The sequence below is a fragment of the Kitasatospora sp. NPDC088346 genome (assembly GCF_044740765.1).
Taxonomy (GTDB): Bacteria; Actinomycetota; Actinomycetes; order Streptomycetales; family Streptomycetaceae; genus Kitasatospora.
Genome location: NZ_JBIURH010000035.1, coordinates 52,494 through 72,585, shown reverse-complemented (window position 1 = coordinate 72,585; position 20,092 = coordinate 52,494). Strand labels below are relative to the sequence as shown.

At 72.7% G+C, this 20,092-nt stretch carries 16 protein-coding genes, 1 tRNA gene and 1 other RNA gene; 14 read left to right on the top strand and 4 right to left on the bottom strand.

The window, feature by feature from the left end; all coding sequences use genetic code 11:
- Window positions 1-210: 210 nt before the first annotated feature.
- Window positions 211-459, top strand: a complete 249-nt coding sequence (locus ACIOFR_RS31405) for a hypothetical protein (RefSeq protein WP_401002627.1) — start codon at window positions 211-213, stop codon at window positions 457-459.
- 63 nt (window positions 460-522) lie between these two features.
- On the opposite strand, the gene ACIOFR_RS31400 is transcribed toward ACIOFR_RS31405, so the two are convergent.
- Entirely contained in the window at window positions 523-975 is a 453-nt protein-coding gene (locus ACIOFR_RS31400; RefSeq protein ID WP_401002626.1) for a tyrosine-type recombinase/integrase, read from the bottom strand.
- A gap of 449 nt (window positions 976-1,424) precedes the next feature.
- Here ACIOFR_RS31400 and ltrA point away from each other — a divergent pair, with 449 nt between their 5' ends.
- Entirely contained in the window at window positions 1,425-2,813 is a 1,389-nt protein-coding gene (ltrA, locus tag ACIOFR_RS31395) for a group II intron reverse transcriptase/maturase (RefSeq protein WP_401002625.1), read from the top strand.
- 1,253 nt (window positions 2,814-4,066) lie between these two features.
- On the opposite strand, the gene ACIOFR_RS31390 is transcribed toward ltrA, so the two are convergent.
- A tRNA-Ser gene (locus ACIOFR_RS31390) sits at window positions 4,067-4,154 on the bottom strand.
- Window positions 4,155-4,285: 131 nt separating this feature from the next.
- On the opposite strand from ACIOFR_RS31390, the gene ffs reads away from it, so the two are divergent.
- From ffs to ACIOFR_RS31345, 9 genes are all read left to right on the top strand, one after another.
- Window positions 4,286-4,376, top strand: an RNA gene (gene ffs, locus ACIOFR_RS31385) — signal recognition particle sRNA small type.
- Between the two features lie 61 nt (window positions 4,377-4,437).
- Window positions 4,438-6,627 carry a DNA polymerase III subunit gamma and tau gene (locus ACIOFR_RS31380; protein ID WP_401002624.1) on the top strand — a complete coding sequence of 730 codons (2,190 nt, stop codon included), beginning with the start codon at window positions 4,438-4,440 and terminating at the stop codon, window positions 6,625-6,627.
- Between the two features lie 72 nt (window positions 6,628-6,699).
- On the top strand, window positions 6,700-7,041 hold the full coding sequence (locus tag ACIOFR_RS31375) for a YbaB/EbfC family nucleoid-associated protein (protein ID WP_401002623.1): 342 nt from the start codon (window positions 6,700-6,702) through the stop codon (window positions 7,039-7,041).
- A 235-nt stretch (window positions 7,042-7,276) separates the two neighbouring features.
- Entirely contained in the window at window positions 7,277-7,876 is a 600-nt protein-coding gene (recR, locus tag ACIOFR_RS31370; protein WP_371498067.1) for a recombination mediator RecR, read from the top strand.
- The gene (locus tag ACIOFR_RS31365) at window positions 7,869-8,513 is read left to right on the top strand and encodes a DUF5063 domain-containing protein (RefSeq protein ID WP_401002622.1); all 645 of its coding nucleotides are present in this window, start codon (window positions 7,869-7,871) and stop codon (window positions 8,511-8,513) included. The genes recR and ACIOFR_RS31365 overlap by 8 nt, the downstream gene beginning before the upstream one ends.
- Before the next feature lie 346 nt (window positions 8,514-8,859).
- Window positions 8,860-10,140 (top strand): aspartate kinase, encoded by a 1,281-nt coding sequence (locus ACIOFR_RS31360; RefSeq protein ID WP_401002621.1) that lies wholly within the window; start codon window positions 8,860-8,862, stop codon window positions 10,138-10,140.
- Window positions 10,141-10,461: 321 nt separating this feature from the next.
- Window positions 10,462-11,031: a SigE family RNA polymerase sigma factor gene (locus tag ACIOFR_RS31355; protein ID WP_371503356.1), complete on the top strand. Its 570-nt coding sequence runs from the start codon at window positions 10,462-10,464 to the stop codon at window positions 11,029-11,031.
- The gene (locus ACIOFR_RS31350) at window positions 11,024-12,145 is read left to right on the top strand and encodes a hypothetical protein (RefSeq protein ID WP_401002620.1); all 1,122 of its coding nucleotides are present in this window, start codon (window positions 11,024-11,026) and stop codon (window positions 12,143-12,145) included. The genes ACIOFR_RS31355 and ACIOFR_RS31350 overlap by 8 nt, the downstream gene beginning before the upstream one ends.
- A 150-nt stretch (window positions 12,146-12,295) precedes the next feature.
- Window positions 12,296-13,069 (top strand): SURF1 family protein, encoded by a 774-nt coding sequence (locus tag ACIOFR_RS31345; protein ID WP_401002619.1) that lies wholly within the window; start codon window positions 12,296-12,298, stop codon window positions 13,067-13,069.
- Window positions 13,070-13,078: 9 nt separating this feature from the next.
- Here ACIOFR_RS31345 and ACIOFR_RS31340 read toward each other — a convergent pair whose 3' ends face one another.
- Entirely contained in the window at window positions 13,079-13,426 is a 348-nt protein-coding gene (locus tag ACIOFR_RS31340; RefSeq protein WP_401002618.1) for a hypothetical protein, read from the bottom strand.
- The gene (locus ACIOFR_RS31335; RefSeq protein ID WP_401002617.1) at window positions 13,423-15,240 is read right to left on the bottom strand and encodes a S9 family peptidase; all 1,818 of its coding nucleotides are present in this window, start codon (window positions 15,238-15,240) and stop codon (window positions 13,423-13,425) included. Before ACIOFR_RS31335 ends, ACIOFR_RS31340 begins: the two co-directional genes overlap by 4 nt.
- A 187-nt stretch (window positions 15,241-15,427) precedes the next feature.
- On the opposite strand from ACIOFR_RS31335, the gene ACIOFR_RS31330 reads away from it, so the two are divergent.
- The 3 genes from ACIOFR_RS31330 (at window position 15,428) to ACIOFR_RS31320 (ending at window position 20,062) form a co-directional block, all read left to right on the top strand.
- Window positions 15,428-15,985 carry a hypothetical protein gene (locus ACIOFR_RS31330; protein WP_401002616.1) on the top strand — a complete coding sequence of 186 codons (558 nt, stop codon included), beginning with the start codon at window positions 15,428-15,430 and terminating at the stop codon, window positions 15,983-15,985.
- A gap of 129 nt (window positions 15,986-16,114) precedes the next feature.
- Window positions 16,115-18,319 carry an MMPL family transporter gene (locus ACIOFR_RS31325; RefSeq protein WP_401002615.1) on the top strand — a complete coding sequence of 735 codons (2,205 nt, stop codon included), beginning with the start codon at window positions 16,115-16,117 and terminating at the stop codon, window positions 18,317-18,319.
- Between the two features lie 153 nt (window positions 18,320-18,472).
- Window positions 18,473-20,062 (top strand): MFS transporter, encoded by a 1,590-nt coding sequence (locus ACIOFR_RS31320; RefSeq protein ID WP_401002614.1) that lies wholly within the window; start codon window positions 18,473-18,475, stop codon window positions 20,060-20,062.
- Window positions 20,063-20,092 lie beyond the last annotated feature (30 nt).

Genomic DNA, 20,092 nt, shown 5'->3' with positions numbered 1-20,092 from the left:
TCCGATGCGGCGACGACCGGACGAGCGCGATCGCATCCCGCTTGAACTCCGCCGTGTACCGCTTGCTCATGTTGCTCTTGCCACTCACTACCTGGACTGCTTCCTCCGGGACTCAACCGTCCCAGTATCAGGCTGTCCAGCTCAGTGGGGGAACTTCAGGTGGGTGCAGCAACGGGGGCCGACCTGGGGCTGCTCGAAAGAGGGGGTTGTGTGGACAGTGTTACCCACGAGCTGGCGGAACTCGACGAGGGCGTTCCGGTCATGCTGGTGGTGCTTTGCGGCAGGCTTGTGCTCGTGGGAGACCCGCGCGTCCTGTCGGCTGATCATTTTGCGCGACACGCGGCGGACGTCCGGGCTTGGATGGCTGGTGGGGTCGACGCCAACCGGGCGGCGGATGTGCTGGCCGGTCAGATCGAGTGCCTGATCAAGGGTGAGCCCCTCGCCCTGCCTGCTAGGTAAACGCACGTACGAGTGCCCCCGGACCGATCGCGGTCCGGGGGCACTGTGCTGCCGGGGTCAGGGTCAGGCGGCCTCGGCGAGGTCCGCGCGGGCGGGCACCACGTCGGCCGGAGGGCCGACCTGGGTGAGGCTGAACGCCGTGTCGACGGCGGTGATCACCTCCTCGTCGAGGGTGGAGAGCAGGTGCCCGTACTCGTCCACCGTCGTCTGGATCGACTCGTGGCCCAACCGCGCTTGGAGCGCCGGCAGCGGGAGCCTGCCCGCGATCATCCACGAGGCGTGCGTGTGCCGCAGGTCGTGCGTGCGCCGTGAGGCGCTGTGGTTCGAGTGGAGGTGAGAGACCTTCGCCGCTGATCCTGTCGCAGCAGGGCGGTGGAGCTGAGGGCAGCCGGATCCGGGTGACGCCGGGGAGGGTGGGAGCGGCCCTGACAAAGCCGGGACGGGCCAGTACTGCCAGATGGTTCGGGTCCGGCGAGCGGGACGGAGAGGAGTACGCGAGGAACCGGCGTGTGACACCCCCTTTATGCGACGCCAGCTCGAACCTGGTGGATCTGGGCTGGAAGCGGTGCGGACCCGTCGCGGGTTGGGCGGGGAACTTCCGGGGCAGTGGGCACGAGCTGTCAGGGAGGCTGCGAGGAAGGTCTGCGGCGTACTCGCAGCGATGCCGCAGGGGCATAGTCGGGCTCCTACTTCGTTGAGCGAACCACAGTGAACACGGGAACCGTCCCGGGTCTTGCCCTGCGCGTCGCGTCCAGCGGCGATGGTGGGGTTGGGCGCGTCGACCGCCGATCGGTCCGGGACGGGGCGGAGCCGCCGTAGTACTCCGAGGTCGGGAAAGCCGGCCACATGGGGAAGGGCGGCAGCGGTTTCGAGAAGGGAAGGACGCTGCAATGCCGGAAGACGCGTCGCCGAATGGCGATGCTCCTCGTTCTGGTCCGCCCGGGCCGGGGGCGAGGGTATCGGAGATGCAGGCCAAGCTTCACCGTTGGGCGGTGGCCGATCCTGGCCGCCGGTTCGATGAATTGTTCAACTTCGTGTGTGACCCGGCGACGTTGATCGTGGCGTTCGACCGGGTCGCGGGGAACCAGGGTGCGCGCACTGCTGGCGTGGACGGCTTGACGGTCGCCGACGTCGCGGAGCAGGTGGGTGTGCCCGGGTTCCTGGACGACCTGCGGGCTCGTCTCAAGGACGGTTCATTCCGACCGTTGCCGGTGCGGGAGCGCAAGATCCCGAAACCGGGCGGGTCGGGGAAGGTCCGCAAGCTCGGGATTCCGACGGTTGCGGACCGGGTCGTCCAGGCGGCGCTGAAACTGGTGCTGGAGCCGATCTTCGAGGCGGACTTCGCTCCGTGCTCGTACGGTTTCCGGCCCAAGCGGCGTGCCCAGGACGCGATCGCCGAGATCCACCACTTCGGCTCCCGCGGCTACCGTTGGGTGCTGGATGCGGACATCGAGGCGTGCTTCGACTCGATCGACCACGCGGCCCTGATGGACCGGGTGCGTCGGCGGGTGAAGGACAAGCGCGTCCTGGCGCTGGTCAAGGCGTTCCTCAAGGCCGGGATCCTCACGGAACTCGGCGAACACCGGGACACCATGACCGGCACACCGCAGGGCGGCATCCTGTCTCCGCTGCTGGCCAACATCGCCCTGAGCGTGCTCGATGAGCACGTGATGGGGCCGTGGAAGCCTGGCGGGGCAATGTCGACCCACGGCAAACGCGGCTACCGGCGCGCCAAGGGGCGACCGACGTGGCGGCTGGTGCGCTACGCGGACGACTTCGTCATCTTGGTGCACGGCTCGCGCGAGCACGTCGAGGCGCTACGCGAAGATGTCGCCGTCGCGCTGGCTCCGCTCGGGTTGCGGCTGTCACCGGCCAAGACCCAAGTGGTCCACCTGGGCGACGGGTTCGACTTCCTCGGCTTCCGCATCCGGTGGAAGCGCAAGAGGGGGACGGACAAGTGGTACGTCTACACCTTCATCGCGGTCAGGCCCCTCCGGTCGCTGAAGGCGAAGATTCGTGCCCTGACGCACAAGACATCGCAGCAGGACTTCGCGTCGGTTCTGACCAGACTCGGTCAGATCATGCGCGGATGGGCCAACTACTTCAAGTACGCCGTGGCCAAGCACACCTTCAGCAAACTGGACGACTTCACCTGGTGGAGGCTGGTCCACATGCTGAGGGCACGTCACGGCTGGAACTGGGGACAGGTCCGCCGACACCTCGCCGCCTCCGGGCGGTGGAGGATCGCGGCCGACGGGGTCGAGTACTTCCGGATCGAGGGTGTGACGGTCTCCCGCTACACCTACCGGGGCAACAAGATCCCGTCCCCGTGGCCTCCTGCGAACCCCGCCTGACGGCAGGAACCGTGGAGAGCCCGTTGCCGAGAGATCGGCACGGCGGGTTCGGAGAGCGGTCCGGGGAAACGGACCGGGAGCAATCCCGGCACCGCACCCCGGGCCGACTCACCATGCGGGGCGACTTGGTCAGCCCCTCCTCCTGGGCCGTCGCGATGGCCGGCAACCACCGCTGGCGCCGGAAGCCCACCGGCAGCCATGCACCGCCCTGGGGCGCGAGGAACAGTAGGCCGTCCGCCGCCTTGCCCCGGGCCGCGAGCTGGACGATCTCACTCTGACGTGCCGTCAGGACGATGGTGCGCCGCGACTTCTTCGTCTTCGGCGGCCCCATGTACCGCTTTCCGTTCTCGTCGAGCTTCCACGTCCGCTGGATCCGCAGCGCCGGGCGCCCGTTGCGCCGGACGATGTCACGCTTCTGCAAGGCGGACAGCTCGCCCCACCGAAGGCCGGTCCCGACCGCAAGCTCGACCATGTCGGCGGCATCGGCCTTCAGGTGCTTGTGGATAAGGGCGTACTCCCAGTGCTCCAAGAAGCACATCTCATCGGCGTCGGTGTCGTCCGTGCGCGGCAGTCGGGTGCCATCGCACGGGTTGGCCGCGCGCAGGTCGGCCACGACGGCGGCCTTCATGATGCTCGACAGCAGGCCGTGCTCGTCCCGGATGGTCTTCGCCCGGTGCTTGCGGCGCTTGCGCGCACCCTCGGGTGGGTGCGGCCCCCAGCGCCCCGCTCCCAGGTCGTTGACCCACAACTTGATCGCGTCGCTCGTGATGGACAGCTCGCCGTCGGCGACCGAGCAGTCGCGGAACCACGGAACCATGCTGTGCTCGATCATCTTCCGGTACTTCGCCTTGGTGCCGCCCTGCACGCCGGTCAGCAGGTCGACGAACTTGAGCGCGTACGCCTCGAACATCGTCTCGGGGTCGACCTCGACCTCGGGCTCGGCCGGCGCTTCCTCGACGAAACCGCGTCCCCGGACCCACCCGGGCGGCCACTGCTCGCCGAACCCCTTCACCAGGTCGCGGAAGCGCTCGGCGAGTTCCATCTCGTCGAACTTCTCGGACTCTTGCTTGCCTGCCCGGGCCCCGCCGTCACGCCAGGTGACCGTGTACGTGGTGCCGCCGTCTTTGCGTTCGCGAACGCGAATGGATGCCATGCGACGAACCTAGCCGACCCGTGCTGACACCGGTGCTGTAATTTTCCCGGGCAAGCACAAGGGGCTGACCCGCTTTCGCAGGTCAGCCCCTGTGTGGTGCTGGCGGAGGATACGAGATTCGAACTCGTGAGGGGTTGCCCCCAACACGCTTTCCAAGCGTGCGCCCTAGGCCACTAGGCGAATCCTCCGTGGGAGAGCTTAGTACATGTTCAGGGGTGCTCGCGACCACCTATCCGCAGGTGGCTGCGGGCGGCTGCCTGCGGATCGCGGAAGCGGGACGGCGGTACGGACGGGGTCCGGGATCCGCTACTCTGGTGCCAGCCCCTCGTGCGGCGTTATCTCTCTGAACCCCCCCAGGGCCGGAAGGCAGCAAGGGTAGGAGGGCTCTGGCGGGTGCACGGGGGGTCCTTGCGTTCCCGGGGGCTCGCGGGGGCGACGCGTTTGTCTGCCGCGCCCGATATCGTCGGTGGCGTGTCCCTAGCCCTGTACCGCCGCTACCGCCCGGAGACCTTTGCGGAGGTCATCGGCCAGGAGCATGTGACTGCTCCGCTCCAGCAGGCCCTGCGCAACAACAGGGTCAATCACGCCTACCTGTTCAGCGGTCCCCGCGGTTGCGGCAAGACGACCAGCGCGCGGATCCTCGCCCGCTGCCTCAACTGCGAGCAGGGCCCGACCCCGACGCCGTGCGGCGCGTGCCAGTCCTGCCGGGACCTGGCGACCGGCGGCCCCGGCTCGATCGACGTGATCGAGATCGACGCGGCCTCGCACGGTGGTGTGGACGACGCCCGTGAGCTGCGGGAGCGGGCGTTCTTCGCCCCGGTGCACAGCCGGTACAAGATCTTCATCCTGGACGAGGCCCACATGGTGACCTCGGCCGGCTTCAACGCGCTGCTGAAGGTGGTGGAGGAGCCGCCGGAGCACCTCAAGTTCATCTTCGCCACCACGGAGCCGGAGAAGGTGATCGGGACGATCCGCTCCCGCACCCACCACTACCCGTTCCGGCTGGTGCCGCCGGGCACCCTGCGCGACTACCTGGCACAGGTCTGCGGCCGGGAGGGGATCGAGGTCGAGGACCCGGTCTTCCCGTTGGTCGTGCGCGCCGGCGCCGGTTCCGTCCGGGACTCGATGTCGGTGATGGACCAGCTGCTGGCCGGCGCCGCCGAGGGCGGGGTGACGTACCGGATGGCGACCTCGCTGCTCGGGTACACCGACTCCGCGCTGCTGGACGAGGTGGTGGACGCCTTCGCCGCGCAGGACGGCGCGACCGTCTTCCAGGTGATCGACCGGGTGGTCGAGGGCGGCCACGACCCGCGCCGTTTCGTGACGGACCTGCTGGAGCGCCTGCGCGACCTGGTGATCCTCGCGACCGTGCCGGACGCGGGGGAGAAGGGCCTGCTGGACGCGCCCGCCGACCGGGTCGCGATCATGCAGGCGCAGGCGGACGGGTTCGGCGCGGCCGAGCTGAGCCGGGCCGCCGACATCGTCAACACCGGGTTGACCGAGATGCGCGGGAACGCGGCGCCTCGACTGCAGCTGGAGCTGATCTGCGCCCGGGTGATGCTGCCGGGCGCGTACAGCGACGAGCTGTCGCTGCAGGCCCGGCTGGACAAGCTGGAGCTGCGGGCCGCTGCGGGCGCGCTCGCGGCTCCGATCGGCGGCTTCGCCCCGCCGTCCGCCGTGCAGCCGGTCGTGCAGCCGATGGCCGAAAGCGCTGTGGCCCCGGCCGCGCCGGCACCGGTCACCCCCGCCGCGGCGCCCGCGCCCGTCCCCGCTGCGCCCGCCCCGGCCGCCGGCCCCGCGCCGGGTGCCTGGCCGATCCCGCGGAGCTTCCCGGCCGCGGGGTCCCCGGCCCCCGCCGACCAGCCGGCCGCGGCCGCCACGCCGCCCGCCCCGCCCGTCCCGGCCGCCATCCCGGAGCCGGTCCAGCCCCAGCCGCAGGCCCCGTCCGCCCCGGCCGCCGCCCAGCCGTCCGCCGCCGCCCAGCAGGGCGCCGGGCAGATCCGGCAGATGTGGCCGCAGATCCTGGACGCGGTGAAGAACCGCCGCCGGTTCACCTGGATCCTGCTCAGCCAGAACGGCCAGGTGGCCGGGTTCGACGGCAGCGTGCTCCAGGTGTCCTTCGTCAACGCGGGCGCCCGGGACAGCTTCGTCTCCAGCAACAGTGACGACGTGCTGCGCCAGGCGCTCGCGGACTCGCTCGGGGTGGACTGGCGGGTGGAGTGCATCGTCGATCCGTCCGGCGGTTCCGCCGGCGGGACGCCCCCGCCGGCCACGGGCGGCGGGGGCGGAGGCGGCGGTTGGGGTGCCCCGGCGCCGGCCGCCCGCCCCGCCTCCGGGTTCCCCCAGCCGGGCGGTCAGCCGCCCGGGGGTCAGCCGTCCGGTTTCCAGCCGGCCGCGCCCCCCGCGCCCGCCCCGGCGCAGCAGCCGTCCCCGCCGGTGCAGGCCGCTCCGCAGGCCGGGCCGCAGCAGCCCTCGGCCGTTCGGCCGCCGTCTTCGCAGGCCGGGCCGTCCCGGCCGCCGGCGCCGCAGCACGTGGCGCCGGAGGACGACGTCCCCGAGGACGACGACCCGGACCTGAACGAGCAGGTGTTCTCCGGTCAGGAGCTGATCATCCGCGAGCTGGGCGCCACCGTGCTGGAGGAGATCCACCACAACGGCTGATCGGGTGACGCGTACGCTCGGAAGGGTGTCGTCGGCACCGGCGACGTTTCCGTGTACAGGCAGGAGAGAGCCGTGTTCCCTGGTGGTGGCCAGCCCAACATGCAGCAGCTGCTGAAGCAGGCGCAGAAGATGCAGGAGGAGCTGGGCAAGGCGCAGCGCGAGCTGGCCGAGGCGCAGGTGAGCGGTTCGGCGGGCGGCGGTCTGGTCGAGGCGACGGTGACGGGTTCGGGTGAGCTGGTGGCGCTGACGATCGCGCCCGAGGCGGTCGACCCGGAGGACACCGAGACCCTGGCCGACCTGGTGCTGGCCGCGGTCCGGGACGCCAGTGCGGCGGCGCAGAAGCTCCAGGCGGAGCGGATGGGCCCGCTGACCCAGGGCCTCGGTGGCGGCGGGATCCCCGGTCTCCCGTTCTGACCCGCTGACGGCCGAGCCGCGGGTTCTGACCCCTCGACCCGTTCTGACCTGGGGCGACACCGGGTTCCCCGGTCGTCCGGCGGTCGTGCGGGCGGGTCGGGTGATGTGTGATTAATGCGGTGGTCGGGCGTCGGACGGTGTGTCCGGCGCCCGATTCGTTGGATGATGGCACCGGAGCACCCGGCACCGGGGCAACAGGCCCCGGAGCGGTGCCCGGCCGAAGGAAGGCGCGGAGTTGTACGAGGGCGTGGTTCAGGACCTGATCGACGAACTGGGCAGGCTGCCCGGCGTCGGGCCCAAGAGCGCACAGCGGATCGCCTTCCACATCCTGCAGGCCGACCCGGTCGACGTCCGCCGGCTCGCGTTCGCGTTGCAGCAGGTCAAGGAGAAGGTCCGGTTCTGCGCGGTCTGCGGCAACGTCGCGGAGGCCGAGCAGTGCCGGGTCTGCCTCGACCCGCGCCGCGATCTCGCGGTGATCTGCGTGGTCGAGGAGCCCAAGGACGTGGTGGCGATCGAACGCACCCGGGAGTTCCGGGGCCGCTACCACGTGCTGGGTGGCGCGATCAGCCCGATCGAGGGTGTCGGTCCGGACGACCTGCGGATCCGTGAACTCATGACGAGGCTCGCGGACGGCACGGTCACCGAGCTGATCCTGGCCACCGACCCCAACCTGGAGGGGGAGGCGACCGCCACCTACCTGGCCCGGCTCTGCAAGCCGATGGGCCTGAAGGTGACCCGGCTGGCGAGCGGCCTGCCCGTCGGCGGGGACTTGGAGTACGCCGACGAGGTCACCCTCGGCCGGGCCTTCGAAGGGAGACGACTGCTCGATGTCTGACGTAACCCACAGCCTCACCCATACCGACGAGCCGGACGACTTCGCCGTCCAGATCGCCGACTCGGTGGAGAGCTTCGTGCTGGCGGTCTCCGAGGTCGCCAAGGGCGACGAGCCGGGCAGCGCGGTGTCGCTGCTCCTGCTGGAGGTCTCCCAGCTGCTGCTGACCGGCGGACGGCTGGGGGCGATCGAGGACGTCCTGCCCGAGGACCGCTTCGAGCCCGACACCGGCCCGGAGCCGGACGGCGTCGAGCTCCGGGAGCGGCTGGCCGAGCTGCTGGCCCCGATCGACGTGTACCACGAGGTCTTCGACCCGTACGGGCCGCCGGAGAAGCCGAGCGCGTTCCGGATCTCGGACGACCTGGCCGGGGTGGTGTCGGAGCTGCAGCACGGGCTGACGCACTACCGCGAGGGCCGGGTCAGCGAGGCGCTCTGGTGGTGGCAGTTCTCGTACCTGTCGAACTGGGGCTCCACCTGCACGGCCGTGCTGCGGGCGCTGCAGTCGCTGATCGCGCACGTCCGGCTGGACAGCCCGATCGGTGCGGCGGCGGACGGGGCCGACACCGACGACGACGGGCTCACCGACGAGCAGCTGGAGCAGCAGGCCGGTGACCTGATGGCGGCCGAGCTGGGGCTCTGAGCCCGCCGCGGGCCACCCGCGCGGTGCGGGCCGGTCACCCGGCGAGGGCCGGCCGGGTGCTCGGTGCGGATGTGACGCAGTCGTCAGCGATTTCCGGGGCGTCGAAATCCCGGGGGTCGCGGCCGGGTGGGCCCGGCGATTCTCCGGGCGGCCGGCGGTTCGCCCGGAGACCTGCCGGTCGGGACGGCGTCCTCCTGTCCGTCAGGCGATACCAGCGTCTCATCATATGGAATGTGGCGGATCGGCCTGCCCCGCTCGATAGACTGACGCGGACCGCACAGCCCCGTTTCCGTGGGGCCGAGGGGGCCACCAATCCCCCGAAACCGACTCAAGTCGAGGAGCGCACGTGGGCCTTGTCGTGCAGAAGTACGGCGGCTCATCCGTTGCGGATGCCGAGGGCATCAAGCGCGTGGCCCGTCGGATCGTCGACACCAGGAAGGCCGGCCATGAGGTCGTCGTCGTGGTGTCCGCGATGGGCGACACGACGGACGAGCTCATCGAACTCGCGGAACAGGTGACCCCTCTTCCGTCCGGCCGTGAGTTCGACATGCTGCTGACCGCTGGAGAGCGCATCTCCATGGCGCTGCTGGCCATGGCGATCAAAACGCTGGGCCACGAGGCCCAGTCCTTCACCGGCAGCCAGGCCGGTGTCATCACCGACTCCACGCACAACCGCGCGCGGATCATCGACGTGACGCCGGGCCGGATCCGCAACGCCCTGGACGAGGGCAACATCGCGATCGTGGCCGGGTTCCAGGGCGTCTCCCAGGTCAGCAAGGACATCACCACGCTCGGCCGCGGTGGTTCGGACACCACGGCGGTGGCGCTGGCGGCGGCCCTGGGCGCCGAGGTCTGCGAGATCTACACCGACGTGGACGGCGTCTTCACCGCCGACCCGCGCGTGGTGAAGAAGGCCCGCAAGATCGACTGGATCGGCTTCGAGGACATGCTGGAGCTGGCCTCGTCCGGCTCCAAGGTGCTCCTCGACCGCTGCGTCGAGTACGCGCGGCGCTACGACATCCCGATTCACGTACGCTCGTCCTTCTCCGGTCTGCCGGGGACAATCGTCAGTGGCACCAACCCGAACAAGCCCGAAGGGGGCGAGATGGAGCAGGCCATCATCTCCGGAGTCGCCCACGACACGTCCGAGGCCAAGATCACGGTCGTCGGCGTACCGGACAAGCCGGGCGAGGCGGCCCGCATCTTCCGCGCCATCGCGGATGCCGAGGTCAACATCGACATGGTGGTGCAGAACGTCTCCACCGCGTCGACCGGCCTCACCGACATCTCCTTCACCCTGCCCAAGACCGACGGCCAGAAGGCCATCGACGCGCTGGCCCGGGTCAAGGAGGGCATCGGCTACGAGTCGCTGCGCTACGACGACGCGATCGGCAAGCTCTCCCTGGTCGGCGCGGGAATGCGCTCCAACCCGGGCGTGACCGCGACGTTCTTCGAGGCGCTCTCGGAGGCCGGCGTCAACATCGAGCTGATCTCCACCTCGGAGATCCGGATCTCGGTGGTCACCCGCTCCGAGGACGTCCCGGAGGCGGTCCGCGCGGTGCACAGCGCGTTCGGCCTGGACAGCGAGACGGACGAGGCCGTCGTCTACGGCGGCACCGGGCGCTGAGGCGCCCAGCCGCACGGCCGCACGGCCGCGGAGCCGCGCACGACCGCACAGCAGCACAAGCAGAGCCGCACAACGGCCGGTCGCCCTCGGGCGGCCGGCCGTCGCCGTGTTCGGCCGCGCCCACCGCCTCCACCTGTGGCTTCCGGCGCCGGGAGGCGCCCGTCCGGACGATGGGTCAGAATCCCTTCCCATAACCCTGGAGGCGGATTCCGACGGTACGGAAGAATGTCCCCGGGGTCAGGGCAACCATGACAGGGGTTCGAGTGTCCAAGAGGCGTGGCGAATGCGATGGGGGCAGTGGGCGTGGCGGCACTGCCGGTGATGACGCTGCCGGGGGCGGCCCGGCGGCCGGCCGATAGCGCCGTGGCAGCTGCTTCGGCGGCATCGGACGCGACCGGGGCCAGCGTCGACCAGCTCACCGAGACCTACCAGGCCCACTACCGGTCCCTGCTGCGCCTGGCCGCGCTGCTGCTGGACGACCTGTCCTCCTGCGAGGACGTGGTCCAGGAGGCCTTCATCCGGGTGCACGCGGCCCGCCGCCGGGTCCGCGAACCGGAGAAGACCCTCGCCTACCTGCGGCAGACCGTGGTCAACCTCTCGCGGTCCACGCTGCGACGACGGATCCTCGGCCTGCGGCTGCTGCCCAAGCCCATGCCTGACATGGCCAGTGCAGAAGAGGGCGCCTACGATGCGCTGGAGCGCGACCGCCTCAGAGCGGCGCTCCGGGGGTTGCAACGCCGTCAGCGGGAGGTACTGGTGCTGCGCTACTACGCGGATCTGACCGAGGCTCAGGCAGCCGAGGTGCTCGGCATCTCCGTCGGTTCGGTGAAGGCGTACGGCTCACGCGGACTGAGCGCCCTGCGGACCGTGATGGACACCAGTGATGACTGACGGTCACAGCCGCCGTGGCGGCCTCGACCCGACGAGCGGTCAGCCCGGCGAGGGCACTCCGCTGGAGCGGGAGCTGCGGGACCTGCTGCACCGGTCGGTCGCCGACCTGGAGCCCGACGCCGCGGCGCTGGCCCGGATCAGGATCGCGGTGCCGCGCCGCAGGGTCCGTTACCGCAACACCTGGACGGGCGCCGCCGCCGCCGTGCTGATGGCGGCCGCCGCCGTGCCCGCGATCCGGGGCATCGGCCCGCTCGACCTCTCGGGCGGCGCCGGTGACGCCGAGCGCACCCCGGTCCGCGCGGGCATGTCCCCGACCGACCCCACCCGGGGAGCCGCCCACCCGCTGCCGTCCGCCCGTCCGGCCGAGGGCACGGCCGGCGTGAGCCCGTCGGCCGACCCGGGGACGGTGGCCCCGAGCGCACCGTCCGCCGCGGGCACCACGGGTACCTCCGCCCCGCCCCCGGCGCCCTGGTGCGCCCCGGGGGACCTGGGCGAGCCGCAGACCCACCTGGAGCCGCCGGACGCCGCCGGCAAGGTGTACGGCTGGATCGCGCTGCGCAACACCTCCGCCGGCGGCTGTCGGGTTCCGCAGGACGGCCGGCTGACGGTCAGTGCGGCCGTCGGCAGCGATCCCGGCAGCGTCAAGGTGGTGCCGCACCGGGCCGGCGACGCGGCCGCCGCACTGCCCGCCCCGGCGGCCCAGCCGCAGGAGGTGCTGCTGGCGCCGGGCTCCTGGTACCGGATCCGGTTCGGCTGGGTCCCGGGCACCGGCTGTACGGCGGCGGGCACCGCCCCGAGCAGCCAGGCGGTGCCCGCCGCGGTGCACGCCGGGCTGATCGACCCCGCCTCCGCCGCACCGGGCGGGGAGCAGCAGGGGGCCGGTGCCGGCGCCGGCGCGAGCCCCAGCCCGTCCGATCCGGTCACGCCCGCACCGAGTCCCACCCCCACGCCGACCGCTCCGGTACCGGCGCTCACCCTGGCGTACGCGCCGCAGGCGGACGCCCCGGTGGTGGCGAGCGCCGTGCTGAAGGGGGCGTGCGGCGGGACGGTCCACCAGACGCTTCCCGAGCCGGGCGGCGCCGGCCCCCAGCCCTCGGCACCGTCTGGCGGATAGCCCCCGGGCGGCGGTCGGGTGGCCCCCGGGCGTCGGGCAGGGCGGCGGTCGGGGCGTCGGGCGGGCAGCGGCCCGGGTGTCGCCGCACCCGTCCCCGGCCCGGCGGACCCGGCGGCGGGGCCGGGGTGAGGAGTGGTTACGGTGGGGGGTGTGTACCGGTTTCTCCTGACCCCGCGCTGGCTGGGCGGCACCGCCGTCGGCCTGGTCGCCATCGTGGTCTGCCTGCTGCTCGGCTCCTGGCAGCTGGGACGCTTCGAGGACCGGGTCGGCACCCAGCACGATCTGGCGGCCGCGGTCGCCGCCACCGGTCCGGCCGTCCCGCTCGGCACCGTCCTGACCGGCGAGCAGGCCCGGGTCGGCACCGACACCGTCGGCCGGGCGGTCACCGTCACCGGCGACTACGACGCGGCCCGCCAACTGCTGGTGCCCAACCGCACGGTCGACGGTCACGAGGGCTACTACGTGCTCACCCCGCTGCGCACCCCGGACGGTCGCGCCGTCGCGGTGGTCCGCGGCTGGGCGGCCGGCGAGCCGGGCGCCGCCCCGCAGGTGCCGGCCGGTGAGGTCAGCGTGACCGGCCGGCTGCAGGCGCCGGAGACCAGCGGCAGCGGCGGCGCGGTGGCCGGCGGGCTGCCCACCGGCCAGCTCGGCACGATCAGCCCGGCGACCCTGGTGAACGCGCTGCCGTACCCGGTGTTCGACGGCTGGGTGGCGGCCGACGAGGCGCCGGCCGGCCTGACCGCCGTCCCGACCGTCCGTCCGCAGGGCGGTGACGGGCTGAGCCTGCGCGCGTTCCAGAACCTCGGCTACACCCTGGAGTGGTTCGTCTTCGCGGGCTTCGTGGTCTTCATGTGGTACCGCCTGGTCCGCCGCGAGGCGGAGGCGGTGCAGGACCGGGCCCTCGGACTGGACCCGGCCCTGTAGCCGCCGGCGTTACCGCTTCACGCCCGGGCTCACCGCGGGCAGCGGCACCCTGGTCGGCGTCGGGCTGGGCGCGGGCCGGCCGCACCCGTCGCCGTCACCGTCACTGTGCGAGTCGGTGTGGTGGTGCACCGTCCGGGTGCTCTTGGAGCTCTTCGAGCCCTTGCTGCTGCTCTTGCTGCCACTGCTCTTGCTGCCGCCTCCGCTCTTGCCGCTCTTGTCGATCGCCTGCGCGGGCGCGGCGAGGGCCTGGTAGCAGTCGTCGTAGCCGTCGTCCGAGGCGCAGCCGCTCGCGGCCAGCAGCAGGGTGAGCACCACGGCCACGGTGGCGGCGAGGCCGCCGCGTCCGGTCCGGTTCACCCGTGCTCCCCGAGGTGGCGGCGGACGAAGTCGATCTCCAGCCGGAGCTGCTTGATCCGCTCCTCCACGACGAGCGAGCCGTGCCCGGCGTCGAACCGGTACACCTCGTGCACCTTGTCCAGTTCGGCGAGGCGCCGCACGTAGTTGTCGATCTGCCGGATCGGGCACCGGGGGTCGTTGACGCCGGCGCTGATGTAGACCGGTGCCCGGACCTGCTCGACGTAGCTGAGCGGCGAGGAGGCGTGCCAGCGCTCCGGGACCTCCTCGGGGGTGCCGCCGAAGAGCGTGCGGTCCAGGGACTTGAGCGCCTCCATCTCGTCGGCGTACGCGGTGAGGTAGTCCGCCACCGGGACGGCGGCCAGGCCGAGCGTCCAGTGGTCGGGCTGCACGCCCAGTCCCAGCAGGGTCAGGTAGCCGCCCCAGGAGCCGCCGGAGAGCACCAGGCGCTCCGGGTCGGCCAGGCCGGAGGAGATCGCCCACGTGCGGACGGCGCCGATGTCCTCCAGCTCGATCAGGCCGACCCGCTCGCGCAGGGCGTCCGTCCAGGCCTGGCCGTAGCCGGTGGAGCCGCGGTAGTTGACCCGGACGACGGCGAAGCCGTGGTCGAGCCAGGCGGCCGGGCCGGCGGCGAAGGAGTCGCTGTCGTGGTGGGTCGGGCCGCCGTGCACCTCGAAGACGGTCGGGAACGGGCCGGTGCCCTCCGGCCGCTGGACCAGCGCGTGCACCCGCCCGCCGGGCCCGTCCACCCAGACGTCCTCGACCGGCACCGAGCCGGGCGGCACCGGCCCGGGCGCCCGGAGCACCACCGCGCCGGAGGTGGACCGGACGGCCGAGGGCTCGGCCGCGGAGGACCAGAGGAACTCCACCGTGCCGTCCGGCCGGGCGGTCGCCCCGGCGACGGTGCCGCGCGGGGTGTCCAGCCTGGTCAGCGTGGCGGTCGCGAGCTCGTACGAGAAGAGCTCGCTGCGGGCTTCGTACTCGTGCTCGATCAGCAGGGCCGCCGCGCCGGGCCGCCACTGCGCGGAGAGGTCGCCGGGGAAGTCCCGGCCCTGCTCGTCGTGGAGCGGCAGCGCGGTCTCCGTCCCGGTGGCGAGGTCGTAGACCACCGGTTCCCAGCGGCCGCGGCGCTGGTGCGCGAGCAGCATCCGGGTGTCGCCGTCGGCCGGTGCGAAGCCGAGGCAGACCAGCCCGCGCGGGTCCGGACGCCCGGTCACCTCGTCCAGCTCGGCGACGGCCGAACCGTCGGCCGTCCTGATCACCCGGATCGCGGCGTGCATCGCGTCGCCGTGCTCGGTGTGCTCGAAGGCCAGCAGCGAGCTGTCGTACGAGAGGTCGCCGAGCCCGCCGTACTCGGCGTGGCGGTAGATCACCTCGGCCTTCGCGGACCCAGGGCGGCGCAGGTACAGCTCGGTGCCGTCCTCCTCGCCGGAGGTGCCGACCACCACGGTGCCGTCCCGGCCCAGTGCGAGGCCGGTGGAGTAGGCGGCGGGCACGCCGGGGACGGCCTCCTCGTCCGGCCCGCCGGCGAACGGCTGCCGGCGCCAGACGCCGAGCTCGTCGCCGTCGGTGTCGTCGAACCACCAGACCCACTCGCCGTCCGGGCTCAGCTCGGCGTCGGTGGTGCCGGTCGGCCGGTCGGTCGCCCGGCGGTGCTGGTCGGTCGTGCGGTCCCAGGTGTACACCTCGTAGGTCCCGGTCGCGTTCGACACGTACAGCGCGCGTTCGGGGGCGTCCTCGGCCCAGTCCGGCAGCGATACCCGCGCTGCCCGGAACCGCTGCTCCCACGCCGGTGCGGCGCTTGTCTCCTCGCTCATGGCCCCCATCCAACCCGATCGGCGGCGGGTAGCGGAACGCGCGGGACGGGCCGTTCGCGCCCGGGGCGTGCGCCGACCTGTGCGCCCCCGCGCCGCCGGACACGCGGCCGGACCTGGCCCGACGCGCCCCCGGCCGGGGTTCGGGTTATCAAGGAATGCCGCCAAACCCGGACAAATGGAGCGCCGCATGCCCGTCATCCTGCCCGCCGCCCCTGCCGCGCCCGGGTCCCCCGACCGCCCGGTGCTCACCGCCGAGGCCTGCGGCCTGGTGGCCGAGGTCGAGGCGTACCTGGCCTCCCTCCCGGCCCCGGCCCGCCTGCCGGCCCCCTACGTCTGCCAGCTCGGCAGTGTCGCGGTGTCCTGGAACGCGGGCCACGACCTCCCCCGCCGGACGCTGTGGGACCGGCTGGTCCGCCGCCCGGCCCGCCCGGTCGACGTCACGGTGGCCGGGCACCTGCGGCTGACCTCCCGATACCTCGCCGACGCCGGCTGGCTGCAGGGCGCGATGTGGGACTGCGAGGGCCGGGTCTGCCTGCTCGGCGCCCAGGCCGCCGTCCTGGCCCACGGCTACGGCACGCCGTACACCGCCCGCCGGGCCCGCGCCCAGGTGATGGAGGTGCTGCACGCGACCGGCCGTCCCGTCGGCTCCCCGGACGCGTACAACGACGCCGCCGGCACCACCCAGGCCGACGTGCACCGGCTGCTCGACGTCGCGGCCGCCCGGGCCGAGCGCCTCGGCATCTGACGACCGGTCGACCACTCGTCCGGCGGTGCGTGGTGGCACCCACCGGCCCGATGGTACGTATCGTCAGAAAAGCCACATCACTGAGCGCCGACCGCACGGGCGACCGCCCGGATCCAGCCGGGAGAGCGAATGCCCGTGTCCCACAGCTCCGCCACGCCCGCCGCCCCCGCCGACCCCGGCCTGCTCTGGCGCCTCGGTTCGTGGTGCGCCCGTCACTGGGTGATCGTCCTGCTGATCTGGCTGGTGGCCCTGGGCGGCCTCCAGGCGCTCAACCGGCTGCACGGCGGCGAGTACTCGGACGACTTCGCGCTCCCCGGCTCGCAGTCCAGCATCGGCCAGAACGTCCTCCAGGAGCACGACCCGACGGTCGGCGGCTACAGCTCGCCGGTGGTGCTGAACGACGCCCAGCCGCTCAGCACCTTCCAGGGCCAGATCGGCCAGGTGGTCACCTCGCTGCAGCAGCTGCCGCACGTCACCTCGGTGCAGAACCCGCTCACGGTGCCCTCCCTGCCCACCGGCCCGCTCTCCGCCGACGGGCAGACGGGCTTCATCACCGTCCGCTTCGACTCCAACCCCAGCACCCTCGGCGACCCGTACCTGACCGGGGTCGACGACGCCGTCGCCCCGCTGCGGGCGGCCGGCGTCGAGGTCGAGTACGGCGGGTCGCTGGGCGAGCTGGCCCGGCCGAAGGCGGACGACCGGAGCAGCGAGGCGATCGGCTTCGCCGTCGCGATCCTGGTCCTGCTGATCGGCTTCGGCAGCGTGATCGCCGCCGGCCTGCCCCTGGTCACCGCGCTGATCGGGGTGATCGTCGGACTGGCCTGCCTCGGGCTGCTGGCCGCGCTGACCACCTTCGCCACCGTCTCGCCGACCCTGGCGACCATGATCGGCCTGGGCGTGGGCATCGACTACGCCCTCTTCCTGATCACGCGTCACCGCCAGGACCTGATGGACGGCATGGACCCGATCGCCTCGGCCGGCCGCGCGGTCTCCACCAGCGGCCGGGCCGTCCTGGTCTCCGGCTGCACGGTCATCGTCGCGCTCACCGGCCTCTCGGCCTCCGGCGTCACCTTCATCACCAAGCTCGGTGTCGCGGCCGCCGTGACGGTGGTCTCCGCGGTGCTCGGCGCGCTCACCCTGCTGCCGGCCCTGCTCGGCCTGATCGGCCCGCGGATCGACCGCTTCCGGGTGCGAAGGCCCGTCGCCGAGTCCTCGACCGGACCGGGCGAGGAGGCCGCCGGTTTCTGGCACCGCTACGCGCGGCGGGTGGAGTTCCGGCCCTGGTCCTTCCTGGCCGGCGGCGTGGTGGTGATCGCGATCCTGGCGATCCCGCTGTTCTCCATCCAGCTCGGGCACATCGACGACGGCGCCGACCCGATCACCTTCACCGACCGGCGGGCCTTCGACCTGATGAGCGACGCCTTCGGCCCCGGCTCCAACGGGCCGCTGACCGTGGTGGTCGACCAGACCTCGGTGGCCTCCGCCGACCGCGCCGCGCAGGGCGCCGCCGTCCAGCAGGCGCTCACCGGCCTGCCCGGCTCCTCCAGCGTCACCCAGCTCCAGCCGACCCCGGACGGCGAGGTGCTGTTCGGCACCGTCTTCTCCTCGACCGTGCCGCAGGACGAGAACACCACCCACCTGGTCAACCAGCTCCGGGACACCGTCCTGCCGGCCGCACTGGCGGGCACCCCGGCCGAGGGCTACGTGACCGGCTCCACGGCCGGACAGGTCGACTTCCTCGACATCGTCTCCGCCCGGCTCCCGGTGATCATCGCGGTGGTGGTCGGCCTGGCCTTCCTGATCATTCTGCTGGTCTTCCGCGGGCCCCTGGTCGCGCTCAAGGCCGCCGTGCTCAACCTGCTGTCCATCTCCGCCTCCTACGGCGTGGTGGTCGCGGTCTTCCAGTGGGGCTGGGGCGGGCCCGCCCTGGGCGTCAACGGCAAGGTGCCGATCGAGAGTTACGTGCCGATGATGATGTTCGCCATCGTCTTCGGCCTGAGCATGGACTACGAGATCTTCCTGCTCTCCCGCGTCCACGAGGCCTGGACCCGGACGGCGGACAGCAAGGCCAGCGTCGCCCACGCCCTGGAGATCACCGCCCGCGTGATCACCTGCGCCGCGCTCATCATGTTCTCCGTCTTCGCGGCCTTCATCGTCAGCGACAACATCGTCGTCAAGATGCTCGGGCTCGGCCTCGCGGTCAGCGTGCTGATCGACGCCACCGTGGTCCGCCTGCTGATGGTGCCCGCGGTGATGACCCTGCTCGGCAAGTGGGCTTGGTGGACGCCGCGCTGGCTCGACCGGGTGCTGCCGCACCTCAGCCCCGAGGGCTGACGCCGCCGCGCGGCGGACGGAGGGACGCGCCCGCTACGGCGTGGCGCACGGGGGACGGTCGACGCGCCGCCATGATGATCGAGGACATCGGCAGTGGCGTCGCGACCCATCGTTAGGGGCTGGTCGGCAGCCCGCGTCGCGAAAGGCACCCCCGTGACCACACCACCCCCCGCCGGCGCCCCCGCCGACGACGCCGGGCAGCACCCGCACACCGCCGCCGGCACCGCCCCGGCCGGCCCGCCCCCGGGCGCCGGGCCCGGGGATGCGGAGCTCTACGAGCGGCGCTGGCAGGCCCTGTTCGTCTGCCTGCTGGCCGGCTTCATGTCCCTGCTGGACATCAGCATCGTCAACGTCGCCCTGCCCTCCGTCCGGACGGGCCTGCGGCTCTCCGACAGCGGCGTGCAGTGGGTGCTCTCCGGGTACGCGCTGGCCTTCGGCCTGGTCCTCGTCCCCGCCGGTCGGCTCGGCGACGCACGCAGCCGCCGCGCCGTCTTCATGACCGGCCTCGCCCTGTTCACCGCGGCGAGCGCCGTGGCCGGGGCCGCGCAGAACGAGACCTGGCTGGTGACCGCCCGCTTCGCCCAGGGCGTCGCCGGCGGCCTGCTGGTCCCGCAGATCTCCGGGTTCATCCAGCAGCTCTTCCGCGGACCGGACCGCGGCCGCGCCTTCGGGATGCTCGGATCCACCATCGGCATCTCCACCGCCGTCGGCCCGCTGCTCGGCGGGATCCTGATCGAGGCCTTCGGCGCCGAGGAGGGCTGGCGGTGGGTCTTCTTCGTCAACCTGCCGATCGGCCTGGTCGCGCTCGTGCTGGCCCACCACCTGCTCCCCGGCCCCCCGGCCTCCCCCGACGGTGCGCCGCGACCCGCCGCCGGCCGGGGCGACTTCGACCCGGTCGGGGTGCTCCTGCTGGGCGCCGGCACCCTGCTCCTGCTGCTGCCCTTCGTGGAGCAGCAGTGGCGCAACGAGGCCAAGTGGCTGCTGATCCCGGCGTCGGTGGTGCTGCTCGCGGCCTTCGTCGGCTGGGAGCTCCGCTACGGCCGCGACCGCGAGCCGGTGGTCCGGATGAGCCTGTTCCGGGCCCGCTCGTACTCGCTGGGGGTGCTGCTGTCCCTGGTCTACTTCGCCGGATTCACCGCGATCTTCTTCGTCTTCAGCCTCTACCTGCAGAACGGCGAGCACTACAGCGCGCTGCTCGCGGGCCTGGCGATCACCCCGTTCGCGCTCGGCTCGGCCGCCTCCGCGGCGATCGGCGGCCGGGTGGTGCACCGGTACGGCAGGCCGCTGGTGACCGCCGGGCTGGTGCTGGTGGTCCTGGGGCTGGCCGCCGCGGCGGTCACCGTGCACATCTGGTCGGGGCGGTACGTCGGCTGGGCGACGGCGCTGCCGCTGCTGGTGGCCGGGGTGGGCAGCGGCCTGGTCGTCTCGCCGAACCAGACGCTGACGCTCAGCCAGGTCCCGGTCGCCCGGTCGGGCAGCGCCAGCGGCGTGCTGCAGACCGCGCAGCGGATCGGCTCCGCGGTCGGGATCGCCGCCGTCGGCGCGGTGTTCTTCTCCTGGATGGGCACCCACCGGGCCGACTGGCCCGGCGCCTTCCAGCTGGGCCTGCTGATGGCGCTCGGCTTCGTCGTGCTGGCCCTGCTGGTGGCCCTCGCGGACGCCGTCGCCTGCCGGGCCCGACGCGGACACGCTCCGGCTGCCGACCCCGAGGGGGCCGGCAGCCGGAGCGGCGCCGGGCACTGAACCGGTCAGGCGCCGCGGGACGGGCCCGCG